We start from the raw sequence: 22986 nt of genomic DNA, 5'->3' as shown, positions 1-22986 counted from the left end.
TAGACTGATGACAAGCCTAACCACAGGACGTGTCCACAGGGCTTGGCATCTCTAGCGAAGCAAGCACACACTTACACACGCGTATTACTAACCAACTAAAACCAAATAGTTTCTATGAGAAAACTCACAGTCATCCTAATGTCCCTCCTACTTGTCGTAGGACTGGGATCCTGCAAGAAGGATAACGGCGTCAAGGGACCGAACAACAACGGTAATAACGGCAACGGCACCGCCACTACCGAGCAAAACGAGCTCCCCTTGCTCAAATTTGACTTCAAGACCAAAAGTTCTGGAGAGGTCATAAGCAAAGACATCATCGATCACGAGGCAAAGATCGGTCGTGAAGCCACTAAGCTCACCGTTGGAACAGATGATAAGGGCAACCCTGTTGAGGCTCCAGCTTTCGTCAATACTGACCTAACCATCGCTGGTGTTGTCTACATGCCGAAGCTTAAAGAGCAAAGATCGGTAAACATCTACGCATTCGCCAACGAGAAGCTGGGAAGCTGCCCTAAGACAATAGCTATGCTTAAGGAGGTTGGCTTCGATAAGATTGAAGACAAGCAGTTCGAAGACAAAACTCCGTACAAGTATGGTGTAAGCAGCAAAGATGACAAGATTAGCGTCCTCATCATGGAGGAGACTAACGAGGAGCTAGGTACATCAATCTCTATTCGATTTGAGTACAAGCCTGACCTAGAGGTAAAACATCCCTTTGTTTCCACCGCTAAGGACTTCCCCGACTATGAGACATTTATGACGAAAGATGTCGACAAGATTAAGGCATTTGAGGAGAAGCTCGGCTTCCGCGAGCCTTATAAGAGCGGTGATGCTGCTAAGGACGCTGCTCGTGAACAGAGGAAGGAGCTGTGGTACATAACCAAAGAAGCCCAACTTCCGAACACCAACTTTTTAGCAGTGGTCTACATATCTACTCCTACCAAAGGGAAACCCTTTATCAAAACTATCTTATGCTCTATCAAAAATGAGAAGGAGTTAGCAGATCCTAAGGTGAAGGAGTGGTTTACGGCCAACGGCTATGGAGAGAAGTTTGAAGTAAGCACACTCAATGGCTACGCTGCAGGTTTTGATAAGACTGGCAAAACCATCGCTTTCCTCTATATTGATAAGGAAAATGGAACTGTCTTCCTCGAAATTGGCGCAGCTCCAGAGAAAAATAGTGTAGCCAGCCAACTACGTCTTCTAAACGATCGTAAGGAGCTACCCTTGAGTGCCTCTGACTTCTCAGCTAAGAAGCAGCTCCAGTAAGAAACTCGGCTGCTCGTCAGCCCACTTACTTGTCGCTCGATCGCGACTGGGACTTCCATAGTTACCAGCACTACGTCCTCATCGGCTAGTAGCTGACTTAGGAGATCCCCACAATAATAGAGGAGCACCTCACAGTATCTAGACTGTGTGGTGCTCCTCTCTTTTGATTAGTTAGAGCTAGGCTCTTCTGAGCGACTTTTGACAGAAAAGTTGTACCTTCGTGACAGCACCAAGGCTAATTAGCATCATATGGATCTAGACAATCGCGACGATATAGAGCAAGAACAAGAGATAGGCACCACATCCGCTGAGACAACCTCCGCCACTGAGGCGGTGGACGAGAGCTACGTGGCTCCCAAAGAGGAGGAGGTCGAGGGACGACTGCACACCCTCGGTGGCATGTACCGTCACTGGTTCCTCGACTACGCTTCGTACGTAATCCTAGAGCGTGCAGTGCCTCACATTGAGGACGGGCTCAAGCCGGTGCAGCGACGGGTGCTCTACACGATGCACTTGATGGAAAACGGCACCCTCCACAAGGTTGCCAAGATCGTGGGCGCTACGATGGCATACCACCCACACGGCGACGCCTCGATCAATGATGCCTTGGTACAGCTCGGACAGAAGGGCTATCTCATCGACACGCAGGGTAACTGGGGTAACATACTCACGGGCGACGAGGCGGCAGCGGGGCGATACATCGAGGCTAAGCTCTCCAACTTTGCCCTCGAGATACTCTTCGGCGACAAGATCACGCCCTGGATGAAGAGCTACGACGGCAAGTCTCGCGAGCCTGTTTACCTTCCCGCCCGCTTTCCCCTACTCCTGGCGCAAGGTGCCGAGGGTATCGCCGTGGGACTCTCCTGCAAGATCCTTCCGCACAATCCCAAAGAGCTGATCGAGGCTGCCTGCGCTCACCTTCGTGGGGAGCCCTTTACGCTCTACCCTGACTTCCCCACGGGTGGCATCATTGATGTGGATCGCTACAACGACGGTAAGCGTGGTGGACAGGTCAAGAGCCGAGCACGCATCGAGCGCATTGAGGATCGTGTGCTGAGTGTCCGTGACCTACCCTTTGGCAAAACCACCTCAACGCTCATTGACTCGATCCTAAAGGCAAATGACAAAGGACTAATCAAGATCAAGCGCATAGACGATATGACCGCTGAGACGGCCGACATACGCATCTACCTGCCCGTAGGTGTCTCGGCCGATAAGACGATCGACGGGCTCTACGCCTTCACCGATTGCGAAGTTTCTATCTCGCCGAATGCGTGTGTCATCGAGGACGACAAGCCACGCTTCCTCGGCGTGAGCGACCTGCTACGCCACTCGGTGGAGCATACACGTGGACTACTGGAGGAGGATCTGCGCTTACAGCTACACGACCGTCAGGAGGAGTATATGGGTGCTTCGCTGGAGCGACTCTTCATCGAGCATCGCATCTACAAGTTGCCAGCCTTTGAGGATGCACCTGACCAGCAGACCGCTCTAGATGTGATCCGCAAGGCTCTGGAGCCTATCGTGGGGGACTCTTTGCTAAGGCCCATCACGGACGATGACTTAGCACGTCTCCTCGAGATCAAGATGGCGCGGATCTTGAAGTTTAACCTAGAGAAAAACGAGCAGCTCATCCTACGCCTCACCGAGGAGATGGCGCAGATACAGCACCACCTAGACCATATCACCGACTATGCCATACACTACTACAGCTCGCTCCTAGAGGAGTATGGCGCAGGTTGGGAGCGACGCACTCAGATCGGACACTTTGGCTCGATCGAGGCGACGAAGGTGGTCGAGGAGAATCTCAAGCTCTACATAGATCGCAAGATGGGCTTCGCTGGGACGGGCATCAAGGGCGGAGAGTATGTGTGCGACTGTAGCGAGATCGATGACATGATCGTCTTCTTCCGTGATGGCACCTACCTAATTACGAAGATCGAGGAGAAGAAGTTCCTCGGCAAGGAGCGTGTCCTACACATCAATAAGTATGTGCGAGGCGACAAGCGCACGATCTACAATGCGATCTATCTGGATGGCAAGACGAAGACTTCGTTTATCAAGCGCTTTCACGTGTCGGCCAGCGTTCGTGATCGTGAGTACGACTTGACGATGGGGACACCAGGGAGCAAAGTACTCTACTTCTCGGCCAACCCAAACGGCGAGGCGGAGAGCGTGACGATCAAACTGCTCCGTGGAGGCACCTCACGACGCATCCTCTTCTTCAACAAAGACTTTGCCGACATTGCCATCAAGGGTCGCACAGCCAAGGGTAACATCGTGACCCGCGCTCCGATTGAGCGTATCTCACTGAAGGAGCAGGGCGGGTCAACGCTCGGAGGACGTAAGGTGTGGTTTGATCCAGATGTCAACCGCATCAACTACAATGATCAGGGGAACTACCTAGGCGAGTTTGAGTCGAGCGACCGCATCCTCGTCATCCTACCCTCGGAGCAGACCTATACGACTGACTTTGGCGAGAGCAACCACTTTGCCGAGTCACCTAAGGTTATCGAGAAGTATGACCCCGACAAGGTCTGGAGCGTCATCTACACTACGCCCGAAGGGGTCACCTACATCAAGCGAGTCTACCTACCCGACAGGAAGAAGCCACAACCGATCATAGATCCTGAGGAGCAGCTCCTAGCTCTTACGGATGAACCCGAGGCGCAGTTTACGCTGATCACGAAGCCACAAGGACGCAAGAAGGAGACAACGATCGAGATCTCCGTAACTGAGTACGAGCCACTCAAGAAGATCTCCGCACGAGGCAAGCGGATCACGGCGCTACCTATCGAGAGCTTTGAGCAAGTTGCGTCCGTAACAGACGAGACAGAGGACGAGGAAGAGGAGCTAACCGACGAATAAACTAAGCATCACGAGCTATGACACAGAGATTACGACAGATCCTGCTAGCACTTTGCGTGGGGCTATCACTGCTAGGCACCAGCGCCTCGCTCTCTGCACAAGAGGCGGACACGACGGTCACTGCGCCGCACCGACTACTCTACCTAGCGCACGACTTTCGCTTCGGATGGAATAAGCTATACAACGAGTATCTCTCACCGCTCTCCTATCGTGGTCAATCTCTGGGCTACCGACTCTCCTCGGAGGCGCCACTCACGCAGTCGCACCCCGAGTGGCTCGTCATGCAGAGCACGCAGGTCTCCTATGCTCAGCTCCTCAATCCTGCACGCAACAGTGCCACCAGGCATATTGCTTTTGACACAAAGTGGAGCTTCGTACATCAGTGGCGCCTGCCCTTTGGGCTAGTCCTCGGTGTAGGGCCTGGCGTCCTAGTCGAAGCCGCAACCTCCTATAACGGGCGCAACCAAAACAACCCAGTCGATCAGCAACTCAATGGCGACCTGACGGCACAAGCCTTGGCAGCCTACCGACTGCACATCGGATGGTTTGTCGCTGACCTGCGCCTGCAGATGACCTCGGCACTGGCGGGGCTAGGCTTCGCCCCTTATTACAATGAGTCTTACCTGCAGGCCTACTACTACGACAAGATCATCAACCACATTGCGCCACACACCTTCGGGCGGCGCCACTACTACCAGATAGGACTGTCTTTGGACATCCCCATATGGCGCATCATGACGCTACGCATGAGCTACGACTATACCGACTCGGCAAGACGGATCCACTCCATCTACCGAGGCTTCTCGGGGCACTATCTCGGTGTAGGCTTGGCCACTTACTTCCGTCCATTTAGAGGTTATCAAGAGGTCCAAAGTACCAACCACACGACTGCCATCAGCTTATGAATCTATCGAGACTACAAAGCGGGCTTGTCGGCCTGCTCCTCCTGCCACTACTGCTAATAGCCTGCACACAGGAGCCTAAGGAGCAGCGATACACTAAGGACTATCAGACCAACTTCTTAGCGCTTTGGACCATACTAGACGAGGGCTACTGCTTCTTTGACGATAAGCTACCATCCTCGGGCGATACCACCTGGAGCGACCTCAAGGCGATCTACACGCCACGGGTTGCGCAGTGCCAGTCGGAGGATGAGTTCTTCGACCTGATGGTAGAGCTGATGTGTCACCTCAAGGATGGGCATGTAAACCTCTTTGCGCCCTTTGACGTAGGAGGCTGGAACATTCGCAAAGGGGCTAGACACTGTCTAGATAGTCGCATACGCAACCTTTACCTGCAGCCTCACATGCGTCGTGCAGGTTCTATCTACTATGCGCCTATCACCTACAATGGCCACGCCTCCGACTCAATCGGCTATATGGTCATCCCCTCCTTCTCTTCCAGTATCTCCTTGGTTCATCTGCATGCGGTCTTCACACGGCTGGCGCACTGCCGTGGCTTGATCATTGATATGCGTAGCAATGGCGGTGGACTGCTCTCCAATGCCGATCGTCTAGCTAGTGTCTTGATCCCCTCCGACACGGTCGTCGGATATATGAGTACGAAGACTGGGCCTGGCCACCAAGACTTCGGGCCGCTCAAGGAGATCCAGCTCGCCCGTGCCCCTATCAGCTGGCAGCGCCCCACCGTGATCCTCGTGGATCGAGGCACTTACAGTGCGGCCAATTCGCTGGTAGCTTATGTCAAGGGGACGACCCGTCACGTCCTCTTCATGGGAGACCGTACGGGTGGCGGCGGTGGTCTGCCTCGTAGTAGCGAACTGCCCAACGGCTGGTGGCTACGCTACTCCTCCTCGCGTATGTACGATGCTCAGCGACAGAGCATCGAGGGAGGCATCGAGCCACACATCATTCAGGAGCAAACCGAGGAGGCGACGGCTAAGCAGCAAGATGCACTCATAGAGCGTGCCATCGCCCTACTCCTCAAAGGCAATAAGTAACTAACTCATCATACCTATAGACGCAAAGAGAGCCTCCCATCACAGGAGGCTCTCTTTGTGACCGCGGCAGGATTCAAACCTGCAACCCTTTGATCCGTAGTCAAAAGCTCTATTCAGTTGAGCTACGCGGCCGATGAAAACTAAACCCTTAAAACGACAAACAAGGGGGTTGAAACAATCGGAAGCTCACAAGAGTGAGGCGTTCCTCCCCGTTTGCAGATGCAAAGGTACAACATTTTTCGGAACCTGCAAGCCCTTTCCGCAACTTTCTTTGGAGATAATGGAGAGACACCACCACAAATAGCCATACAACATCAAGATATTCAACCAAATAGACTATAAAATCGACCATCTCAATCAATTTATCCGCCCCCCTTTCCGCTTAAGCGCTCCCCGCCCCTACGACTTTTGCCGAGCCTAGTTAGTTATACCTAGGTATTCAATACGAAGCAAATCAGCACTGTTAGGTATTTTCGGCAGAGATAATAGCCCGTAACTTTGCATAGATAAAGGGGGGCTCACAGAGTTGCACAGCTCCCCAGTCACTACTATTCAAATAAACATCTATCTATGCAACAGAAACGACTACGTTTTAGTACATTGCTCTTGTGCCTCCTGCTCCCGCTCATCGGGCAGCTACAGGCGCAGACCATAGACCTGGGGGACTTTGCCAATCCCTCGTCACACTTCAATCAGAGTGTCGGGCAGACGGCGCCCTTTGACTTTGATTACCTCAGTAGCGTCACCCAGCAGATCTACACCGCTGCGGAGCTACAAGGACTAGAGGGCAAGGAGATCACCAAGCTCGCCTTCCAGATCTACCTATCTGATGGTGAGTCCTACAATACGGAGTACACCAACGACCTACAGATCTACCTCACCAACGTCCCCGATGACCACTTTGTGCCAGTATCGGGCAAGTACCACTGGCTACCTATCAATCCAGCGCAGGATCTCTATATGAAGAAGACGATCACGCTCGATCTGATGGACATGACCATCAGTGGTAATAACGAGACCTCAAAGGCTGGTGTAGCCTATCACACGCTAGAGCTAGAGCTCGACAAGCCTTTTGTCTACACAGGGCAGTCTATCCTCCTCTCCGTACGCTCTAAGGCTAGTAAGTCCGCTGTCGATGGTCCAGGCAGATCCATGATTGAGTTCTGCAGCTATCCTAAGAATGTCAAAGAGATGCCCGTCCGCACGATCAATAAAGCGACAGATAAGGCTATCAAGGAGGGCTTCGTCGGTGTACTCGGTGAGACCGCTGATCGTGGACAGAAGGATCGTGCCGTGATGCGCATCACCTTCCGTGACGCCAGCACGCCTCAGCCTAGCTACGACCCGATACACCCTGTCGTACAGCTCACCGAGGCTGGTTCTCTAGCTAAGCTGATGCAGGGGATGGATCTCCTCAAGTGCCAGTCCATCACGGTATCTGGTCCGATGAATGCTGAGGACTGCAAGACAATACGAGACAACATGGGCAATCTGACAGAGATCAACATCGCAGATGCGACCTTTGCCGAGGAGCAGCTCCCCGAGGCTGCTTTTTATAATATGCCCCTCGTTCGCAAGGTGACACTCCCTCACACCCTCAAGGTGGTTGGTGAGAGAGCTCTTGCTCAGATGTATAAGCTGGAGGAAGTCGTCCTCGGCACTCAAGTGACTAAGATATGCGATAGCGCCTTTGCACAGAATCGCAGCCTAAGTAAGATCAGCCCGATGCCTGCACTCACCTCTATTGGCAAATATGCCTTTAAGGAGTGTACCGCACTCACCACATTCCCCTGGCCTGAGACACTGACGACGCTAGACACAGAGAGCTTCTCTGGCTCTGGACTCACCGAGGTGCGTCTACCCAATGTTGCTGTCGTACCTCACACTTGCTTCGCCAGCTGTAAGGCTCTTGCGAAAGTGTATCTCGGAGCCAAGACCACAGAGGTTGTTTTTGGCGCATTTGCTCACTGTACAGCGCTGACAGATATTACTATCGAGGCGGTGCAGCCTCCTAAGGCTATCAACAAAGCCTTCAATGGGCTCAAGCCTGCGAACATCAGTACCATCAATCTCTTCGTACCTGGTGATGCGCAAGAGGCTTACAAGGCGGCTAATGTGTGGAAGGACTTCCACATCGTCCCCATCCCAGGCACAGAGCCACAGGTCAAGAAGTACCTCCTCACCTATCGTGTCATCGGAGAGCATGGCACCCTCAAGGCAACAACGGCTACAGGCGTAGCAATACCTTCGCAGACAGAGGTTGAGGAGCATACGGCTATCACCCTTACCGCAGATCCAGAGCGTGACTACATCGTCAAAAGCTTTAAGTTCAATGGTACAGAGACCCCTATGACCGCTGGCGAGCAAAACGTCCAGACGTATACGTTCAACATCGAAAAGCCAACAGAGGTTACGGTCGAGTTCGTCCATCGTCCCTATATCGTCACCTACTCTGTACGAGACAACGTGGGAGGCACGATTACAGCTACCTACAAGGGGAAGCCTCTTGACTCAGGAGCTACGACAGCTGTTGGAGAGTCTGAGACAATCATCTTCACCGCACACCCTGCGGAGCACTACCACGTCAAGAAGTGGTTCGTCAATGGTCAGGAGGGGCCCAAGCCTGCTGAAAACAATCAGTGGCAGGTCATCTCGGGCAAGGACTATGTCGTCGAGGTTCTCTTCGAGCGTGACAAGGTCTACTACACGATCGATGTGTCACAGGAGGGCAACGGCGGTCCTATCTACCTAGAGATAGGCGGTGTACGTAGTGCTCTCAAGAGCAAAGCTCCTGAGAATATGGATATACGTGTCTATGTCGAGCCCGACAAGGGCTACCGTCTAGACTACTGGATGGTCAATAGGGAGCGCATCAACCCTGTCGATGGCTCACTAGAGTACACAACCAAGGCTACGAAGAATCTACGCATCGTAGCCTACTACGCCAAGGTGGAAGAAGGCAACGCCATCGATGCTCCTACAGCAGCCAATGCCAACGTAACTATTGCCCTAGAGGGTCAGAGTATTACCCTAACCAACAACACAGACAAGGCGCTCGGTACCGTCGCTCTCTACGACTACGCAGGTCGTCTCATCGAGCAGCGCACCGTAGCCGACAAGCTCTGCACGCTCACCGCACCACAAGCTGGCGTATATCTGCTCTCTATCGGCACGACCACAGCAAAGGTCTGTGTCAAGTAAGGTATGTAGCACTCTCATCAAAGCTTCCTAACCTTACTATATAGGAGGCAACCCGTCAGGACGCACGGACGTGTCACCCGCTCATGGGATAGGCGCGATCCGTGCGTCCTTTTTCATTATTGCTGTTCGAATACTTGACTTCGACCAGTCTCCAGTTTCCTCCGATGAAACTCTAGTTTCTTAGCCATGAAACTAGAGTTTCTCCCGTATGAAACTTTTGTGCCACGAGGCATGAAACTTTTGTTTCACCCAAGTGGTACGGATAGTTAGCTCATTTCTGTAGGACGACCTACTCGAGCCTCCAAGAGACTCTTACCAGACAGCAATGTTTTTTATGGAAGGAAGGATTAGAGAGGTTAGAAGTTAGAGATTAGAAGACAGAGGCGGGGGATGCTCTATCTGCGCGCTTTTTCGTACCTTTGCTGGTAGAAGTGGATGAGTCACTAGATCAATGCGCTCACCAGCTGTACGGCGACAATTAGTCTCACAGTACCATACAGCTCATATGGAGAGGCTTACGATCTGCCACGGAGGTAGTTGTGGCTCTGTATCGACCTAGATGACAACGACCGAGCAGAGCGTCCGACATCACACAGGACTGACCCATCACTTACCCCTATTCATATGACACACCTTACTTAGGTAAGCCCCTCATCCTAGCTAGTCTGTCTCGCCACAGCTCCTGCTAGTGAGTTGGTTCCCTTGCCTCTATCATCTCGCTTATAGCTTCACACAGTGACTCTGCGCTATAATGTGATAGCCTTTTGCAGTAAGTGGTAAGGTGCATTTATCCAGCAAACATATTACACACCATGCAGAAGTATACCATTGTAGATCTCAACGGAATGACGGAAGAGCAACTCAAAGAGATTGCCTCCCAGCTTGAGATTACCAAGATGGCCTCCGAAAAGAAGGAGATCATCTACCAGATCCTAGACGCACAGGCCGAAGCTGTCGCTACGCAAACGGTCGAGCAGCAACAGCAGAGCAAGAAGCGCAAGCAGAGCGACTCACGCAGTAACCGCACCAACAAGGAGGAGACGAAAGAGTCTAAAGATGAGAAGGAGCGCCCCGAGCGTAAGAGTCGCTCCAACTCACGACAGAACAAGCGCTCCGCCAAGGGTGACACAACTGACCAGCCGACAGAGATAGACCGTCAGGAGGCTATCGCTATCGTTGAGGAGGCTGCGGCAGCTCAGTCCGAGGAAGGCGACTCCAAGCCTCAAGAGTCCAATCGCTCGAAGCGCAACAATAATAAGGAGCGCAACAATAACAAGGAGAACAAAGAGCGCAACAACCGAAACAACAAGCGCCCAGAGCCTGCTGATCAGTCTGACAATGAGGAGGACAAGCAGGAGCATGCGGAGGAGACGCCCATGGTCTTCACCCATCCCGACGCAGACTCACTGCTAGGCGAGGTGCTAGGCGAGTCGCACAAGGAGCCGCGAGAGAAGGAGGTCGACTCTGACGATCCATCTCACAAGGCTAAGCAGCAAAACAACAAGAGCAAAGAGGAAGAGGAGGAGCCCTCATACGACTTCTCCAACATACTGACCGCTAGCGGACTACTAGAGGTCGCTCAAGATGGATACGGCTTCCTCCGCAGCTCGGACTACAACTACTTCCCCTCGCCAGACGACATCTACGTCCCAGGGGACATGATCAAGAAGTGGCACCTTAAGACGGGTGACGTCATCGAGGGTAGCATCCGCCCGCCCAAGGGGAGCGAGAAGTACTTCCTACTCCAGAACATCCTGCTCGTCAATGGTCGCCATCCTAAGGACAATCTGGATCGTGTCTCTTTTGACATGCTGACTCCCCTCTTCCCAGAGGAGAAGTTCAAGCTAGAGTCTCAGGGCATCGCGGCTGTCTACGACAAGACCGCTATGCGCATCGTGGATCTAGTCACCCCCATCGGCAAGGGACAGCGCGGCCTCATCGTGGCGCAACCTAAGACGGGTAAGACAATGCTGCTCAAGGACATTGCCAACGCTATTTCCGCCAATCATCCTGAGGTCTACATGATCATTCTCCTGATCGATGAGCGTCCTGAGGAGGTGACAGATATGGCTCGCAATGTCAATGCGGAGGTTGTCGCCTCGACCTTTGACGAGCCTGCTGACCACCATGTGAAGCTCGCTGAGCTGGTGCTCGCTAAGGCGAAGAGCATGGTCGAGAGCGGTCACGATGTGCTCATCATGCTTGACTCGATCACCCGTCTCGCTCGTGCCTACAATACGGTACAGCCCACCTCGGGCAAGATCCTCTCGGGAGGTATCGAGGCGAATGCACTGCAAAAGCCAAAGCGCTTCTTCGGTGCTGCGCGCAACATCGAGCACGGTGGTAGTCTCACCATCTTAGCAACGGCTCTGACCGAGACGGGATCCAAGATGGATGACGTCATCTTTGAGGAGTTCAAGGGTGCGGGCAATATGGAGCTACAGCTTGACCGTCGCTTGTCCAATAAGCGCATCTTCCCCGCTATCGATATCCTCGCTAGTAGCACCCGTCGTGACGATCTCCTACTAGACTCGACGACGCTACAGCGCATGTGGATTCTACGCAACCACCTCTCTGACATGAATACGGTGGAGGCGATGGAGTTCCTCAAGCAGCGCATCGAGCTGACGGAGACAAACCTTGAGTTCCTCGCCTCGATGAACGACTAGGTCTCGACGAATCACTAGCTTTCAAGCACTTAACGGAAACAACTGATACTTCCGCTCCGCACCACACGCTTCAGTTCGTGGAGATTGCTTAACTTTGTGGTGAGGAGCGGAAGTCTTCTGCCCCCTTTCCCCGAGGGTGCTACGCTAGGTAGCCTCTCTAGACTCGTAATCATCCACTCTTAGCCTGTACATCTCAATGTATCGCATCGGAGATATCTTAGAGCAAGCTCTACTACTGCACGACTGCGTCGTACTCCCCACGATAGGAGCCTTCATCGTGGAGCAAACGCCTCCACTCTATGACCTGGATCTCAATATCATCACGCCAGCAGGGCAGCGCATCTCCTTCAACGCCTCTCTCGTCGAGCGTGACGGCATCCTGGACAGTTGCTACGCTCGTACCCTAGGGCTCTCCGTGCGTAGAGCGCGTCTCGTGGTAGACTCCGACGTGACCGTCATCAGACACCAGCTATACCAGTCGGGCTCTCTGACTATCGGCTCCAACCTCGGCACCATCACGCTACAAGAGAGTGGCGAGCTACTCTTTACTCCAGTACAGGAGCGCCAAGGGCTCAGGTCAATACACTCTTACGGGCTCTATCCGCAGAGCTGCTTGCTTTCTGCCGTTGCGTCCTCCGCGCATGCCACTGCCGAGCCAGCCAGCGAGGCGAAGGGTGACCGGAAGTACTGGACGATACGTATCAATCGGACCGCTACCAATTGGGTGGTAGCAGGTGCTATATGCCTTCTGTGCCTACTCCCCATTAGCTCGGACAGTCACCCTGACCGCTACAGTGCAGGCTTCGTACCTTACGGTTGGCTCGATGAGGCGAGCGTGGTGACGACAGAGCAAAAGCAAGCCTTGTCGGGTAGCGAGACAACAGCCACGCAATCCAACAAGGCTACAGAACAAGCAGAGATCGTCTCTGCTACACCAGAACAAGCTTCGGAAGCCCCCACCTCTCACGCCCTACTGATTACACATGCCGAGGCGCTACAGCAAGGTAGCCACGCAGTCGTCGTAGGTGTCTTCAAAGGACCTAAGCGTGCAGAGCGATTTATCCAAGAGGTTAGCGCCGACCCAGCTCAGACTGAGGGCATCTCTCTGCAGATTGTAGAGGAGTCCTCTCGCTGTCTCGTCATCGCTGGCATTCGTTCCTCCGAGGAGCGTGCAGGCGAGCTGCGTCGCACGGTCTCTGCGCTATCCGATAGCTTCGCAGGAGCCTGGATCTACGCCCTTTAGTAGCGCAATCAGCGCTCTTTTATAGCAACGGTGTAAGTAGACGCATCACGCCATAGACGATACGTCGCCAAAGTCTGTTGCGTCGCCAGGAGACTCTGTGACATAGCGAGCGAGCCTCCTCAAAGCTATCGACAAACTGCCGTGCGACTTCCGAAGAGTAGACGATGGTGGTCAGATCAAAGTTGTACTCAAAGCTTCTAAAGTCCAGATACGGCGTACCCGTCAGCACGCTTTCCCCATCGACCACCGCATAGGTTGCCTCACGCAAACCATCGTAATAGTATATCTCCACGCCAGCCCGTAGCAAGTCGGTAAAGAATGCATGCGAAGCCTTAGGCGCCAGTCGACTACGACCACGACGAGGCAGGATTACCCGCACCTGTACTCCTGAGAGCGCCGTGGAGATGAGCGCTCGCTGTATGCTAGAGGTGGGAATCAAGACAGGAGTCTCGATGTAGAGCGACCGACGTGCCTGTAGGAAGGCATGCGTGAAGATCATCTCTAGCGAAGGGAAGTCGTCCGTAGGGTGCGTCGGGAAGATCTGTAGCTGGACAGGTGTAGACGTTGTCCGCATAGCGGGGAACTGTCGTAGCGAGAGCAGTTGCTGTGTCACCACGTACCAGTCCAGCGCAAAGCTGTACTCCAGCTGTCGTACCGCAGGCCCGCTTATGCGCAGATGAGTCGTCGCTAGAGGAAAGAGTCCCTCACGTAGATGCGAAAGCTCCGAGAGAAGAATGTTTCCGCCTGTAAAGCCCACAGCACCGTCCACCACCACGAGGTTACGATGGTTGCGATAGTTCACACGGCTCGTCAGCAACCTAAAGCGTACGGGGAGAAAGGCAGCCACCTGTCCGCCCAACTGCGCCATACGCTTACGGTAGCGACGGCTCAGGTTGCGTGACCCTACGTCATCGTAGAGCCAGTAGAGCGACACCCCCTCTTGAATGCGCTCTGCGAGTAGATCTAGTAAGACATCTAGCCACGGGCCATCCTCAATACGGTACAGCTCAATGTAGATATAGCGCTCTGCTCGTGAGATCGCTTCACGACAAGCTAAGAGCCACGCCCGACTATCGTCATAGTGCGTCAGCTCATAAGCTGTCGTCAGGGGCGTATCGCTCACACTCTCTATCAGCGAGGAGAGCGACTGCAGCGTATGATCTGCATCCTCCGCCACATCTGTGCTAGGGAGGGACTGCGTCTCTGTAGCCGCGTCCGAGAGAGCCTTCCGCACCTCCACATCGATCAGCTGCTTACGTCTCAGCGAATAGCCAAAGATGATATATAGTAAGAGCCCTACGACTGGGAGAAAGATGACCACCAGGATCCACGGGATCGAAGAGACCGCACTACGCTCCTCTCCGAGCACGATCACTATGCCCCCGATGACCGAGAGCAAGTAGAGGACGAAGAGGAGCAGAGGCATTAGGCGAGGATTGTTAAGTCATACGGATGGCTCTCACTGTAAGCCTCCGCACGAGCCATGATACCGTCGAAGCACTCTCCACGAGTGGTCCGTCCATTTTGCACAGCGACCGCCTCAACTACACCCGAGGCACACTTCACGCCGTCACTGCGCACGATGATTTGATCGAAGATAAGCTTAACCCCCTCACGTCTCGCACGCAGTGCCGTGTGAAAGGTATCCCCGCTACGTAGCGAGCGATGATAGGTGATCGAGACCTTGTAAACGAAGAGGTCAAGACCCAAATCGTGCATCTCCGCAAAGCTATCGCCCAGCGCCAGCCAAAACTCATGACGCGTGTGCTCCATGTAGCACTGATAGTTGCTATTATTGACCACCCCCTGGAGGTCGCACTCGTAGTCTCGCACCTTGAGCGTGAGACCATACTGATATTTGATTGGTTGTTTCATATGATATATAAGTATCTTGGTAAAATGCTTTTAGTCAAACTCGGCTAGCCCTTGAAATGATGCACCTCCGTTCGCTCCCTAAAGAGGTAAAGCTTGTCATTCGCCCGCACCTTGCGTGGTACAGGGATAGAGATGCGTTGCCCTTTGGTCGCATGAGAGACTGGCTCCAGCTCGTAGCGCATCTCCGAGAGCGTCATATCCACTACGCCCGTCGTCGGTCCGATGATCAGAATGCGATCTCCCAGCGCCAGCTCGCCACTCTCGACCTCCACCTCGGCAACCCCAATCTTGCTAAAGTACTTGACAATGTGCGCCACGTACTCCTTCTCCCGCACAGCACTGGAGCCTGCAAAAGGTGTCCACTCGCCCAAGCGCTGACCAAGATAGTAACCATCCCAAAAGCCTCTGTTGAAGACCTCTCGTAGTCGTTCATTCCACTGCGCTATCCGAGCTTCGTCGTAAGTGCCCGCACAGACGGCGTCGATAGCCTCGCGGTAGCACTGCACCACCGTCGAGACATACTCTGGGCCACGAGCGCGACCCTCTATCTTAAAGACCGAGACACCCGCCAGCATCATCTTATTGATGAAGTGAATCGTCTTCAAATCCTTCGGCGACATAATGTTTGGGTGCGTCACCTCCAGCTCCACCCCCTGGCGATCATCGTAGACGCGATAGCCACGGCGACAGATCTGTGCACAGCTGCCCCGATTGGCACTCGTAGCTTGGTGGTGCAGACTCAGATAGCACTTGCCCGAGACCGCCATGCAGAGCGCCCCATGGGCAAACATCTCGATCTCCACCAACCTACCCGACGGACCGACGATCCGCTCCTCAGCTATCTTGCGTCTGATCTCCGCCACCTGATCTAGATTAAGCTCACGAGCCAAAACCACCACATCGGCAAACTGTGCGTAGAAGCGCAGAGCCTCCCAGTTGCTAATGTTGAGCTGCGTAGATAGATGCACCTCCAGCCCTAGGCGATGCGCCTCCATCAGCGTTGCTACATCGGCAGCGATCACTGCTGTAACCTGCGCCTGATGCGCATGGTAAAGGATCTCACGGAGCAGTGTCAAGTCCTCGTCGTAGATGATCGTATTGACCGTCAAGTAGCTCTTCACGCCACTCCTCCGACAAGTCTCCACGATACGATAAAGGTCGTCAGTCGTAAAGTTGTAGGCCGACTTCGCCCGCATATTCAGCGCCTCAATGCCAAAGTATATACTATTCGCTCCAGCACGTATCGCAGCGCTCAGGCTCTCATACGACCCCACAGGCGCCATCACCTCGTAGCGACTAGGATCACGTAGCTCCTCAGGGAGCACCACCAGCTCACGCTGTATGATCGAGTCAACCGACTCTATTCTCTCTGCACGTTCATTCATAGGTACAAAGATACAAACTTACCCTCAAGCGCCCCACTTTCGCACATTTCACCTAGCGACTGACTCGTGATAAAAACGAACTTGTCTCAGTTACTCCCAAGGAAAGCACTCGCTACATGACCGACGGAGGTTACGATCGGAGGGAACAGAGGTGGAGGAGCTTGTAGAGAGCGAAGAAGCGGAGCGAGGGGTGGCCCGAGGTGAGCTGCCGTCGTAGCAGGTGCTTGAGGAGCGGAGCGAGGCTGCCGAGCAACGGGACGAGCCTGGCGCGCTCCAGTCGTAGGTAGAGCTGGAGGAGACGTATCGGATAGGGCGCGAGCAGGGCACGGTGTCGGTAGAGGTTCTCCACGTAGCGCTCGGTGGTGTCGAGGAATTGGTCGCTGGTCTCCTTGAGCGCATGGATGACAGGGTTGTCGATGTGCGTGATGACGACACCTCGCTCGGCTAGGCGATAGCCGAAGTAGGCGTCTTCGTAGCCCATGCCCATCTCTGCGGGGAAGCCTTCCTCTAGAAAGATGTGACGAGGTATCAGGAAGCTCATACTGACGAAAGCATCTGCGGGCGCTTGCTGTCGCTCGGCGAGGCTACGGGTCTCGACTTTGTGCCCATACTTATAGCGCAGTAGCCTGTCGCTGGTCGGGCGCTCGGTGGGATAGCGAAAGCCCCCTACTACTACCCTATCGGGATGCGCTGCCTGCAGGTAGTCCACGACGAAGCTGTCGGAGGCGGGCATCGTGTCGGAGTCAATGATGAGAAGTTGGTCGCCCTCGGCTTGCTGCGCTAGGTAGTTGCGCATGCACCCCGCCCCAAGATGTGTCATGGGGCGGACGAGCCGTATGAGCCCCTCCTGCTGGAGTGAGTCGTAGAGCTGAGCATAGCGAGGATCGGAGGAGTCATCTCCGAGGATGATCTCACCCTCTACGTGCGCCTGTAGGAGCTGACGACGCAGGGTCTCTACGAGTGGGCGGCAGTCGTAGTTGCGCGTGGGAATCAGTATGGAGATTGGCTTTGCTGGCATGAGAATGTGGACTAGGCGACCCTTTCGCTGAGTGAGCGAAAGAGTGCTCCACAAAAGTACTCATTTCGGGGAGCATAGACACAACAAAAGCGAAGGCACCACCAAGCTCACTGGCTGGCGGTGCCTTCGCTATGTTATATATGTATCTGTGGCGACTAGTAAGATTCCTCCTCGTTCGGGAAGTCTTGACTCTTGACATCAGCTATGTAGTGCTGTACCGCATCAGTCATGATGGAGCCAAGGTCAGCGTAGCGACGCAAGAAGCGCGGGCTAAAGCCTTGCGTGATGCCGAGCATGTCGTGCATGACGAGGACTTGACCGTCTACCCCACCGCCAGCGCCGATGCCGATGACGGGGATCGTTAGCTCAGAAGCAACCTTGGTGGCTAGCGGTGCTGGGATCTTCTCCAGTACGAGGGCAAAGCAACCTAGCTCCTCGAGGAGATGTGCGTCGGCCAGCAATTTATCAGCCTCTGCCTGCTCCTTAGCACGGACAGCGTAAGAGCCAAACTTATTGATCGACTGAGGCGTGAGCCCAAGGTGCCCCATGATTGGGATACCAGCCGAGAGGATACGCTCTACCGACTCACGGATCTCGCTACCTCCCTCTATCTTGATCGCATCAGCGTGGGTGATCTTCATCACCTTGATGGCGCTCTCTAGGGCGATCTTAGAGTTGCCCTGATAAGAGCCGAAAGGGAGGTCAACGACGACCAGCGCACGCTGCACCGCTTTCATCACGCTCTTGCCGTGATATATCATCTGGTCAAGTGTGATGGGTAGCGTAGTCACATTACCCGCCATCACATTACTGGCAGAGTCGCCTACGAGGATCACATCCATACCAGCAGCGTCGATGATCTGTGCTGCAGAGTAGTCGTAAGCGGTGAGCATGGAGATCTTCTCCCCACGCTCCTTCATCTCGAGTAGTCGTCGGGTGGTTACCTTGCGACTATCGGTAGCTTGATAGGTGGACATATTGATTTAGATATTAAGTAGATTGATTGAGCGAAAGGTTACTCCCACTCAATCGTTGCGGGTGGCTTCGACGACACGTCGTAGCAGACGCGATTGACGCCACGCACCTTGTTTATGATTTCGTTAGAGACCTCTGCGAGGAAGTCGTACGGCAGTCGAGCCCAGTCGGCACTCATCGCATCGACGCTCGTCACCGCCCGCAGAGCCACCGTGTACTCGTAGGTGCGCTCGTCACCCATGACGCCCACGCTCTGCACCGGCAGGAGGATAGCTCCAGCCTGCCAAACCTCATCGTAGAGGTTGTACTTGCGGAGCAGATCGGTGTATATCTTGTCAGCCTGCTGGAGGATAGCCACCTTCTGAGGAGTCACCTCGCCCAAGACGCGAATGCCTAGGCCTGGCCCTGGGAAGGGATGGCGAAAGATCATGTGTCGTGGCATAGCGAGTGCTAAGCCGACACGACGCACCTCATCCTTAAAGAGATGCTTCAGCGGCTCCACCAGCTTGAGGTGCATACGCTCAGGCAGTCCGCCCACGTTGTGGTGGCTCTTGATCACCTTGCCCGTGATATTGATGGACTCGATGATGTCCGGGTAAATGGTTCCCTGTCCCAGCCAGCGAGCCTGCGGTAGCTTCTTCGCCTCAGCCTCAAAGACCTCGATGAAGTCTCGACCGATTACTTTGCGCTTAGCCTCGGGATCTCGGACGCCTGCCAAATCATCAAGGAACTTCGCACTCGCGTCAACCTTGATACAGCCTAGTCCGAGTGCTTTGTAGTCCGCCAAGATCTGCTCCGCCTCGCCTAGTCGCATCAGCCCATGATCCACAAAGATACAGGTGAGTTGATCGCCGATAGCACGGTGCAGAAGGACCGCAGCAACCGAACTGTCCACGCCTCCACTGAGCGCCATGATGACTTGCTCGTCACCTACCTGAGCTTGGATCGAGGCGATGCTGCTCTCGATGAAAGACTCGGACGACCACTCGCCCTTGATGCCACAGAGCGTGACGAAGTTGTCGAGGAGCTTCGTACCCTCCTCACTGTGATGTATCTCTGGGTGAAACTGCACACCCCAAGTCTCCTCGCCCTCTATCCTATAAGCGGCATACTGCACCGAGGGAGTCGAGGCAATCACCTTAAAGCCTTCGGGAAGGCGTGTGATCGTGTCACCGTGCGACATCCAGACCGTGTGCTGTGGCGAGAGCCCAGCAAGCAGTGGATCGTCTTTGTCCACCAATTGTAGTGTAGAGGCTCCGTACTCACGGGTATTAGAGTTCTCCACGGCACCTCCGCTCTGATGCACCATCAGCTGGGCACCGTAGCAAATGCCTAGGATCGGCAGCCTTCCACGGATAGCGGCTATGTCTGCGGTAAAAGCCTCCTCAGCATAGACTGAGTAAGGGCTCCCCGAGAGGATGACGCCGCGAACGCCCGTCAGGTCTGTGGGAATCTTGTTGTAGGGGACTATCTCGCAGTAAGTGTTCAGGTCTCTCAAACGACGCCCGATGAGCTGTGTAGTCTGCGAGCCAAAGTCTGCGATAATTATCTTGTCCGGCATAGGTTGGTTCTATTTCGGTGTTAATACTTTGTACTAGAGGCTCTATACGTTGAAGCGGAAATGCATGATATCTCCGTCCTGCACGACGTAGTCCTTGCCCTCGACCGCCATGCGACCAGCCTCCTTGACAGCCGTCTCAGAGCCGTAGTGCACGTAGTCCTCATACTTGATCACCTCAGCACGTATGAAGCCACGCTCGAAGTCGGTGTGTATGATGCCCGCACACTGAGGAGCCTTGCTCCCCTTGACAAAAGTCCAGGCACGGCACTCATCAGCTCCAGCCGTAAAGAAGGTCTCGAGGTTGAGCAACTTGTAGGCTGCACGGATCAAACGGTTGACACCCGTCTCCTCCAGCCCTAGCTCCTGAAGGAAGAGCTGACGCTCCTCATACTCCTCCAGCTCAGCTATCTCGCTCTCGATATGCGCCGATACGACCAGTAGCTCCGCATCCTCATGAGCGATAGCCTTGCGAACGGCCTCCACATAAGCATTGCCCGTGGCGGCACTCGCCTCGTCAACATTGCAGACGTAGAGGACTGGCTTAGCCGTTAGGAGGAAAAGGTCTCGCAGCGCCTGCTCCTCGTCCTTGTTTTCTGGCGTCACCGAGCGAGCGTTAAGCCCTTGCAGCAGGGCCTCCTCTATACGCTTGAGGAGCGCCACACGGATCTTCGCCTGCTTGTCGCCACCCGTCTGAGCCTGCCGCTCGGACTTCTTGAGTTGCGTCTGCACCGTCTCCAGATCCTTGAGCTGTAGCTCCGTATCGATGATCTCCTTGTCCCGCACTGGATCTACGGAACCGTCAACGTGCGTAATATTGTCATCGTCAAAGCAGCGCAACAAGTGTATGATCGCATCGGTCTCTCGGATATTAGAGAGGAACTTATTGCCCAGTCCCTCGCCTTGACTGGCACCCTTGACCAGTCCCGCTATGTCGACAATCTCTACCGTGGCAGGCACCGTCCGCTTAGGATGCTCCATCTCGACCAACTTATTGAGACGCTCATCCGGCACGGTGATGACCCCAACGTTGGGTTCGATCGTGCAGAAGGGGAAGTTGGCCGACTGCGCCTTAGCATTCGACAAGCAGTTAAACAAAGTGGACTTACCGACGTTGGGTAGTCCTACGATACCGCACTGTAGCGACATATATTATAAGGATAAGTATACAACGTGACGAAGCCTCGCTCTCGTGTCAGCTCGGCTCTCCTGCAAAGGTACTAATTATCTTGCTGTCGGAGGGAATCCACCAGCATCGTGACGCTTGCACGGGACTTCTAACACCCGCTGTCGGAATGCACGGTTCATGTCTAAACTCTAGCTTCTACCCACTAAGAAAATCAAGTAGGTCGGGAAACAAAAAGTTTTCTGACCTACTTTCGTTTCCCAACCTACTCAATTAAGAGTGCTACTCGTATCAGTAGCAAACGCTTCCTGTGTACTCGTCCAGCTAGCCCTCGTAATTTGGCAAATCCCGCTTGAGGACTAGCTGTAGGAGTATGCGCTTAGTTTTAGAGTCTTCATAGATCTGGCATAGATCTCCATCATGATTATACACCATTACCACATTGGCGGTGGCATCGACGTAGTACTCTTGATCAAAGCCGTTGCGAGCGAGATACTCCTTGAGCGCAGTAGACTTGATGTCGGCCTTGCCATTGGGGCAGTTGAGCTCAGCATTGATAAAGGGGTGACTGGGATCCTCGCGTAGGGTGTAGTAGACCCACTTGATATTGCTCTTCTCTAGTGCTTCACTCTTCGTGACAAACATACGGCTGTAGTGCTTTGAGTCTTGCTTGCTAAACTCACGAAGTCCCAACTGCTGTTCGAAAGCTTGCGCTTTGTCCAGCGAGCCAGTCGCTAGAGCCTTGAGCGAGGGGAAGTCCTGGACATTGGTCATAATACTATGATGGCGAGGCATACGCTTGACAAACTCCATATACATCTGAGCTCCAAACTCGGGATACTCCTCATCCATCATCACGACCGTTATATCTGGATCTATGTCACTCTTGGCGCGCAAGACCGAAGTCTTCTCACCAGCCACATCTATTACAGCAGACTCTATCTGGGAGAACCCACTACTCCGTAGCATCGTACGTGTACGAGGGCAGTGTGCTATGGTCTCCTTACTATAGGCTATGATACGCTTATCATGACCATCTTCCGTAGGTATACCATAGATGACGGCTGGTATCGTTGTCAAGTCTAGATTTACAAAGCCCTCGTAGGTCTGCTGCATATTATAGCGAATGGATTGCGATCTGCGACCTAAGCTTTGCTCATACGATAGAATGCTGGGTTCTGTGATGTGACCTGTAGCATCTCGCTGAGGAGCAAACTTCATCAGAGGCAACTCTGTCGATACCTTAATATTAGGAGCCGTCACAGACACCCTCACAGAGACCTGTGTCGAGAGAGCTTGTAGCATGATCGTCGTCTCGCCTACGGAGACACCTCTGACACATCCACGATCATCCACCGTGGCGACCTGAGGAGCTGCAGAGGTAAAAGTCACCGGAGTGCCCTCAGGAGATACCGTATAGCGGATTCGTGTAGTATCACCCTCGACAACACTTATATCAGTCTCGGGGAGTGATATAGCCACTGCCTGTGCAGAGACCTGCACCCGACAAGTATCCCGTAGAGATCCGAGTGCGACAGCTATCGCTGTCTCGCCTGAGGCACAGGCGGTGATAAGGCCAGTAGGATCAACTCGTGCGATGGTCTCATCAAGACTCTTGAAGGTGACTTGCGGAGAGGTCGCTTGTGGCGTTATAGCTACATTAAGGCGAGCTGTATCACCTACCGTGAGGAGGAAGGTGCGAGACGACAAGGTCATCTGTAGAGGCTTCGGCATCTCATCGCTACAGCTACATAGTAGTGCGACTGCAAGGAGGGTGAGACAGACCGTGGTCACTCCCCTCAAGAGGGGCTGGCGGTGTAGATTTGCGATTGTCATACT

At 53.9% G+C, this 22986-nt stretch carries 15 protein-coding genes and 1 tRNA gene; 7 read left to right on the top strand and 9 right to left on the bottom strand.

Translation table 11 applies throughout. The features are described 5' to 3' along the window. The first annotated feature begins 114 nt into the window (after positions 1 to 114). From PORUE0001_RS07020 to PORUE0001_RS07005, 4 genes are all read left to right on the top strand, one after another. Positions 115 to 1269 carry a hypothetical protein gene (locus PORUE0001_RS07020; RefSeq protein ID WP_157750199.1) on the top strand — a complete coding sequence of 385 codons (1155 nt, stop codon included), beginning with the start codon at positions 115 to 117 and terminating at the stop codon, positions 1267 to 1269. Positions 1270 to 1518: 249 nt separating this feature from the next. Next, entirely contained in the window at positions 1519 to 4137 is a 2619-nt protein-coding gene (locus tag PORUE0001_RS07015) for a DNA gyrase/topoisomerase IV subunit A (RefSeq protein WP_007365724.1), read from the top strand. 17 nt (positions 4138 to 4154) lie between these two features. Next, complete coding sequence (locus PORUE0001_RS07010) at positions 4155 to 5042, top strand: DUF3316 domain-containing protein (RefSeq protein ID WP_007365801.1); 888 nt, start codon at positions 4155 to 4157, stop codon at positions 5040 to 5042. Further along, entirely contained in the window at positions 5039 to 6097 is a 1059-nt protein-coding gene (locus tag PORUE0001_RS07005; protein ID WP_007365850.1) for a S41 family peptidase, read from the top strand. The genes PORUE0001_RS07010 and PORUE0001_RS07005 overlap by 4 nt, the downstream gene beginning before the upstream one ends. Positions 6098 to 6155: 58 nt before the next feature. Here the strand turns inward: PORUE0001_RS07005 and PORUE0001_RS07000 are convergent. After that, positions 6156 to 6229: transfer RNA gene (locus PORUE0001_RS07000), tRNA-Arg, on the bottom strand. 438 nt (positions 6230 to 6667) lie between these two features. Here PORUE0001_RS07000 and PORUE0001_RS06995 point away from each other — a divergent pair. The 3 genes from PORUE0001_RS06995 to PORUE0001_RS06985 all read left to right on the top strand — a co-directional run bounded on the left by PORUE0001_RS06995 (position 6668) and on the right by PORUE0001_RS06985 (position 13210). After that, positions 6668 to 9298, top strand: coding sequence for a leucine-rich repeat domain-containing protein (locus PORUE0001_RS06995; RefSeq protein ID WP_007365759.1), 2631 nt, complete (start codon positions 6668 to 6670; stop codon positions 9296 to 9298). Positions 9299 to 10110: 812 nt separating this feature from the next. Next, positions 10111 to 11967 (top strand): transcription termination factor Rho, encoded by a 1857-nt coding sequence (rho, locus tag PORUE0001_RS06990; RefSeq protein WP_007365775.1) that lies wholly within the window; start codon positions 10111 to 10113, stop codon positions 11965 to 11967. Between the two features lie 196 nt (positions 11968 to 12163). Continuing rightward, positions 12164 to 13210, top strand: coding sequence for a hypothetical protein (locus tag PORUE0001_RS06985; protein ID WP_007365809.1), 1047 nt, complete (start codon positions 12164 to 12166; stop codon positions 13208 to 13210). Positions 13211 to 13229: 19 nt separating this feature from the next. Here the strand turns inward: PORUE0001_RS06985 and cls are convergent, their stop codons facing one another. From cls to PORUE0001_RS06945, 8 genes are all read right to left on the bottom strand, one after another. Beyond that, positions 13230 to 14636 (bottom strand): cardiolipin synthase, encoded by a 1407-nt coding sequence (gene cls / locus PORUE0001_RS06980; protein WP_007365835.1) that lies wholly within the window; start codon positions 14634 to 14636, stop codon positions 13230 to 13232. Next, positions 14636 to 15085 carry an acyl-CoA thioesterase gene (locus PORUE0001_RS06975; RefSeq protein WP_007365812.1) on the bottom strand — a complete coding sequence of 150 codons (450 nt, stop codon included), beginning with the start codon at positions 15083 to 15085 and terminating at the stop codon, positions 14636 to 14638. Before PORUE0001_RS06975 ends, cls begins: the two co-directional genes overlap by 1 nt. A gap of 44 nt (positions 15086 to 15129) precedes the next feature. After that, positions 15130 to 16470: a U32 family peptidase gene (locus PORUE0001_RS06970; RefSeq protein ID WP_007365723.1), complete on the bottom strand. Its 1341-nt coding sequence runs from the start codon at positions 16468 to 16470 to the stop codon at positions 15130 to 15132. A gap of 130 nt (positions 16471 to 16600) precedes the next feature. Further along, complete coding sequence (locus PORUE0001_RS06965) at positions 16601 to 17488, bottom strand: glycosyltransferase family 2 protein (RefSeq protein ID WP_007365739.1); 888 nt, start codon at positions 17486 to 17488, stop codon at positions 16601 to 16603. A gap of 155 nt (positions 17489 to 17643) precedes the next feature. Continuing rightward, positions 17644 to 18465, bottom strand: coding sequence for a 3-methyl-2-oxobutanoate hydroxymethyltransferase (gene panB / locus PORUE0001_RS06960; protein ID WP_007365746.1), 822 nt, complete (start codon positions 18463 to 18465; stop codon positions 17644 to 17646). 38 nt (positions 18466 to 18503) lie between these two features. Continuing rightward, the gene (gene guaA / locus PORUE0001_RS06955; RefSeq protein WP_007365783.1) at positions 18504 to 20024 is read right to left on the bottom strand and encodes a glutamine-hydrolyzing GMP synthase; all 1521 of its coding nucleotides are present in this window, start codon (positions 20022 to 20024) and stop codon (positions 18504 to 18506) included. 42 nt (positions 20025 to 20066) lie between these two features. Beyond that, positions 20067 to 21170 (bottom strand): redox-regulated ATPase YchF, encoded by a 1104-nt coding sequence (ychF, locus tag PORUE0001_RS06950; RefSeq protein ID WP_007365839.1) that lies wholly within the window; start codon positions 21168 to 21170, stop codon positions 20067 to 20069. Between the two features lie 301 nt (positions 21171 to 21471). Then, positions 21472 to 22983, bottom strand: a complete 1512-nt coding sequence (locus PORUE0001_RS06945; RefSeq protein WP_081454311.1) for an Ig domain-containing protein — start codon at positions 22981 to 22983, stop codon at positions 21472 to 21474. Positions 22984 to 22986 lie beyond the last annotated feature (3 nt).

The sequence above is a fragment of the Porphyromonas uenonis 60-3 genome, from assembly GCF_000174775.1.
Taxonomy (GTDB): domain Bacteria; phylum Bacteroidota; class Bacteroidia; order Bacteroidales; family Porphyromonadaceae; genus Porphyromonas; species Porphyromonas uenonis_A.
Note: the sequence above shows the minus strand (reverse complement) of the source record. Positions and strands in the feature narration are given on the sequence as shown.